The organism is Sphingomonas sp. LH128 (assembly GCF_000293195.2).
Lineage (GTDB): Bacteria > Pseudomonadota > Alphaproteobacteria > Sphingomonadales > Sphingomonadaceae > Novosphingobium > Novosphingobium resinovorum_A.
In genome coordinates, this window is sequence record NZ_ALVC01000419.1 from 1 (window position 1) to 5,131 (window position 5,131).

Annotated in this window: 2 protein-coding genes; both read right to left on the reverse strand. The window is 69.7% G+C overall.

The genetic code is table 11. The features are described from left to right. A partial coding sequence (gene cobN / locus LH128_RS26950; RefSeq protein WP_008832866.1) for a cobaltochelatase subunit CobN occupies positions 1–3,626 on the reverse strand: 3,626 nt, incomplete at its 3' end. Between the two features lie 229 nt (positions 3,627–3,855). Next, positions 3,856–5,031, reverse strand: coding sequence for an FIST N-terminal domain-containing protein (locus LH128_RS26955; RefSeq protein ID WP_008832867.1), 1,176 nt, complete (start codon positions 5,029–5,031; stop codon positions 3,856–3,858). Positions 5,032–5,131 lie beyond the last annotated feature (100 nt).

A 5,131-nucleotide genomic window follows, 5' to 3' on the forward strand; every position in this document is an offset into this window, starting at 1 on the left:
GCGCTGGTCGTCGCGGCGAAGGCGAAGAGGTAGTCCACCGAGGCGGCGATCTCGAACGCGCCCTTGTAGCCGTGGCGCATGACGCCCGCGATCCATTTGGGATTGGTCACGCGGCCCCTTACGATGCGGCCGATTTCGTCCGCCAGCGTGCGGATGACCGGGCGTTCGGGGCGCGAGTGATCGTTGTGGTAGCTGACCGGCGCGCGGCCCTTCAGGTGCTCGACCGCAGCGGCGATGCCGCCCTCGAACTGGTAGTAATCGTCGCTGTCGAGCAGGTCGTGCTCGCGGTTGTCCTGGTTCTGGACCACCGCGTCGGCCTGCGTCAGCCGGGCTGCGTAGAGATCGCGCTCGGCATCGCCCTCGACACCCGCGCCATAGGCGTAGCTGCCCCAGTCGAGGTAGACGTTCGCGAGGTCGGCGCGGTCATGCCACAGCTTCTCGTCGATCATCGCCTGCAGACCGGCGCCGTAGGCCCCCGGTTTCGAGCCGAACACGCGGGCTCCGGCGCGGCGGGCGGCGACGGTTTCGTCCTGCCCTTCAGCGGCGAGCATCGCGGTTTCGGCGCGGTGGCGGGCGGCGGCGGGGTTGTCTTCGGCGCTTTCCTCCAGCGCCATGACGGCGCGGGCGGCGCTGTCGATGAGGTCCATCTGCTCGGGAAAGGCGTCGCGAAAGAAGCCCGAGACGCGCAAGGTCACGTCCACGCGCGGGCGGCCCAGTTCGGCGAGCGTCATCATCTCGAACCCGGTGACGCGGCCCGAGGTCCACTCCCAGCGCGGGCGCACGCCCATCAGCGCGAGGGCCTGCGCGATGTCGTCGCCGCCGGTGCGCATGTTGGCGGTGCCCCATGCGGAGAGCGCGATGGCCCTTGGGTATTCGCCCTCGCGCTGGAGGTAGTCCTCCACCAGCAACTCTGCGGAGCGCTGGCCGAGATCCCAGGCGACGGCGGTGGGCACCGCGCGGGTATCGACCGAGTAGAAGTTGCGCCCGGTGGGCAGCACGTCCGGGCGGCCGCGCGTGGGGGCGCCAGAGGGTCCGGGCAGGACGAAGCGGCCGTCGAGCCCTGCGAGCAGGGCGGCGCTTTCAGCGGGGCCGCAGGCGTCCACGCGCGGGGCGAGGTCGGCGGCGATGGCGTGGAGGACGGCGGCGGTGCGCGGCAGGTCGTCGTCCCGGACTTGATCCGGGACCGCTGGCAAAACTTGGGGCGGGACCTTGCCGGGCGCGCCGATGAGTAGGCTGTTCACGGCCAGCGGTCCCGGATCAAGTCCGGGACGACGGGATACCCATTCCGCCGCCAGCAGTTCCAGCCGCTCGACTGTATCACCCAGCGTGCGCCAGGGCTCGTCCGATACCGCCGCCAGCGCCTCCGGCCTCGGGCCATCCCAGCGGTCCGCCATGCGGCAGTCGAGCGGGTCGAACCCCAGCGCGAAATCCTCGGCCATCGCCCGCAGCAGCGAGGCTTGCCCCGGCCCGTCATACCCGCGCGGCGTTCTCGCCAGCGCCACCAACAGGTCACGCCGCAAGCGGCCCTCCGGCGATTGCCCGAAGACATGCAGCCCGTCGCGGATCTGCAGTTCCTTGAGTTCACACAGATAGTTGTCGATCGCCGACAGCGCATCGTCGCCGTCACCCTCGGCTCCGGCGTCCTTGTCCAGCCCCTGCGAGCGGGCCAGGTCGATGATGTCGCGCCGCAGCCGCTCCAGACGGCGCGGGTCCATCCCGGCGGCGAGGTAGTATTCGTCCACCAGCGCTTCGAGGTGCTTGAGCGGCCCGTAGCTTTCGGCGCGGGTGAGGGGCGGGGGCAGGTGGTCGACGATCACCGCGCCGATGCGGCGCTTGGCCTGCGTGCCCTCGCCGGGGTCGTTGACGATGAAGGGGTAGAGCTGCGGCAGCGGCCCGGCGCAGATCTCGGGGAAGCACTCGGCCGAGAGCGAGATCGCCTTGCCGGGCAGCCATTCGAGATTGCCGTGCTTGCCCACATGCACCAGCGCTTGCGCGCCGAACCGCCGCCCCAGCCAGACGTGGAAGGCGAGGTAGGCGTGCGGCGGCGGCAGCGCCGGGTCGTGGTAGGTTTCCTTGGCGTCGATGTTGTACCCCCGCGCCGGTTGCACGGCGACGCAGACATTGCCGAAGCGGTGGACTGCCAGCCGGAACGCGCCGTCCTTCACGAAGGGATCGGCAGAGGGCGCACCCCAGCGCTCCAGCATCTTCTTGCGTGCGCTTTCGGGCACTCCGGCGAAGGCGGCTTCGTAGTCGGCCAGCGGCAGCGAAATCTCGCCGGGTCGATCCAGTGATGTGAGGTCGTTGGTCACCCCGCCGGTCATCAGCCGCATCAGCGCCTGCCCGTCCTCGGGCGCGCCGCCGGTATCGTATCCGGCGGCACGAAGGCTGGAGAGGATCGAGGCCGCGCTGGCGGGCGTGTCGAGGCCGACGCCATTGCCGATCCGCCCGTCGCGGTTGGGATAGTTGGCGAGCACCAGCGCCACCTTGCGCTGCGCGGGCACGGTACGGCGCAGGCTCGCCCAGTTGGCGGCGAGGTCTGCTACGAAGGCCACGCGATCGGGCGCGACGCGGGGGACGACGATGCCGCACTTCGTCACTTCGTCGAAGCGTTCGGCGGCCTTGAAGGCGACGGCGCGGGTGAACAGGCGGCCGTCGAGTTCGGGAAGCGCCACGTTCATCGCCAGATCGCGCGGGCCGAGGCCGCGTGCGGCGGCCTGCCAGTCCGCTTCCTCGACACCCGCGAAAGCGACCTGCAGGATCGGGCAGTCGGCGCGTTCGAGAACCCCGCCGACGCGCGGCTCGCCCGAGGACGAGGAGGCGAAGCTGGTGGCATTGACGATCACGTCGGGCGCGATCTCGGCCATCAGGCCGCCGAGCCAGTCGATGGCGAAAGGCTCTCGCAGCGCGCGGACATGGACGGCGGCGACGTTGAACCCGCGCATTTGCAATGCGGCGACCATCGCGTCCACGGCGTCGAGCGTGCCCGCGATCATCAGCGCGCGGTAGAATACCAGCAGCACGACAGGGGCGTCGGGGCGCCATGATGCGCGCAAGTCGGCCAAGCTCGGCCGATCCACGCCTTGCAGGTAGAGCCCGGCGTCGGCCACCGGCACCGGATCGTCCGGCTGGCCGCAGTCCGCGCCGATCAGCCTTGCGGCGGTGCGCAGGAACGACAGGGCATTGGCGCTGCCGCCCTGCCGCAGGTAGTCGCGGAGGTGCTCGACCGTCTCGGCGGGGAGGGTGGAGGCGACCGTCAGCGTCGGATCATCCTCACGCCCGTCGGCGATGGCGGCGAAGGCGATGCCCTTCTCGCGGGCGATCAGCGCGATTTCGTCGATGCCGTAGGGCCAGTAGCTCTTGCCGCCGAGCAGCACCACGCAGACGAATTTTGCGTGGGCGATCACCTTCTCGACGTAAAGGTCGACCGAATACGGGTGCCGCAACTGCAGCAGGTTGGCGAGGCGGACGCTCGGCGCGCCCTCCGGCAGCCCTGCCGCCGCTTTGGCGAAGCAGGCGAGTTCGCTGTCCGCCACCGTCAGGATGACGACGTCGCCCGGCGGCTGGTCGAGGTCGATCGCCTCCTCGCCGTTGGAGATCGTGCCCGGGGTGGCGGAAAGCAGGTGCATCAGGCGGCGCTCGCCGGGCTGACGGCAGTGCGAACCGCCCTGGATTGCTTCACCCGCTGCGCGGGTTCGCAATGACGGAGGAGGGGGGGAAGCCGCAGATCTTCGTTCAACGCCGGTTCGCCTCCCCACCGCTCGTCATTGCGAGCGCAGCGAAGCAATCCAGGGCGGTTTGCGCGGCTCTGGATTGCTTCGCTGCGCTCGCAATGACGAGCAAGGGGGCAAGGCATCGTCATGGCCGTGCCGGTTCATCCACCGCCCGCCCGATCGCCAGCCCGCTGAAGGTCTGGTTCATGTGCGCGGCAAGGAACTGCTCGCCATACGTGCTGAACCCCAGCACGTTGTTCTCGACATAGATGTCGGAAACTTCGCGCAGGATCTGCCGGTCCTCGGCATCCAGCCGGTTGAGCACGCAGTCGAAACCGATGATATGATCGATCTCCCCCACCTTGCGCGAGACCGACTGGAACAGCTCGCGCATCCAGGTCAGCCGGTCCACCGGCTCGCCGATGGTCAGGACGACGCCGGTGTCGATCGCGCAGTAGAAGGTCAGCGAACCGTCGGGGTTCGCGCTCTGCACCGAGCGGACGTGGAACTGGCCGCCGGTGCGCACCATCGGCGGATGGGCGGCGAAGAAGTGGACGTCGAGTTCCTCGCCCGGAGAGCCGGAAAGCCGCAAGTATTCCTCGGCGGCGGGGGCCGCGTTGATCTCGTAGACGGTGCGGGTTTCCGGGTCCGCCTCGGTGATGACCATCTTGGCCGGGCCGGGGCGGTAGTGGTTGGCGCAGAAGACGTGCATCGGGCGGCGGCTGGTCAGCACCGCGATCACTGCCGCGTCGGAGTGGAAGCGCCCCTCGTGCAGCACCGCCGTCTCTCGGAAGGACAGGCCGTCGCCGCTGGAACCGCCGATCAGCTGGACGTCGCCCAGCGCATGCTGCGCGGTCATCGTCAGCAGTTCCTCGCGGTGCGACAGGCCGTCCACGAAGAACAGCGCCACCTGATGCAGATCGTCCGCCGCGCCGTGGTCCAGCCGCGCCCCCGCGACGAGCTGGCGGATAGCGCCCTGCGCGGTCACGGGGTCGAAGTTGTCGAGATCCTCGAACCGCAGCGAAGCCATCGAAAAGCCGGCGGCGGGAAAGCCGATCAGCAGCAGGCTGTCGGTATCGTAGCCCCGGCTGGTGAGTTCGCCCGCGCTGGTGCAGCCGATCAGCGGCACCCCCGGCAGCCGGGCGGTGAGCACGCGCGCCAGTTCCTCACGCGGGTAGCGGTGCGAGCAGAACAGCAGCGCGCCTGCCAGTTCCACGCCGCCAATGGCCTCGACCAGTTCCGCGACGGCATCAGCCGGGTCCTGCGCATGCGAGGCACAGGCCACCAGCGGGCGGTCACCGTCGTGAATCTGTGCTGCCATTCGCATGTCCCTCTCCTTCCGGCCGCCCTCTTCGGTGCGGTCCGTGACCCAAGCGCGAAAGTCTAGGCCGAACCGCCCCCACCGCCAAGCGCGTTCGCAT

Excerpts from the sequence above, each read along its gene's own strand:
- LH128_RS26955 (WP_008832867.1), bottom strand. The coding sequence starts at position 5,031 with ATGGCAGCACAGATTCACGACGGTGACCGCCCGCTGGTGGCCTGTGCC.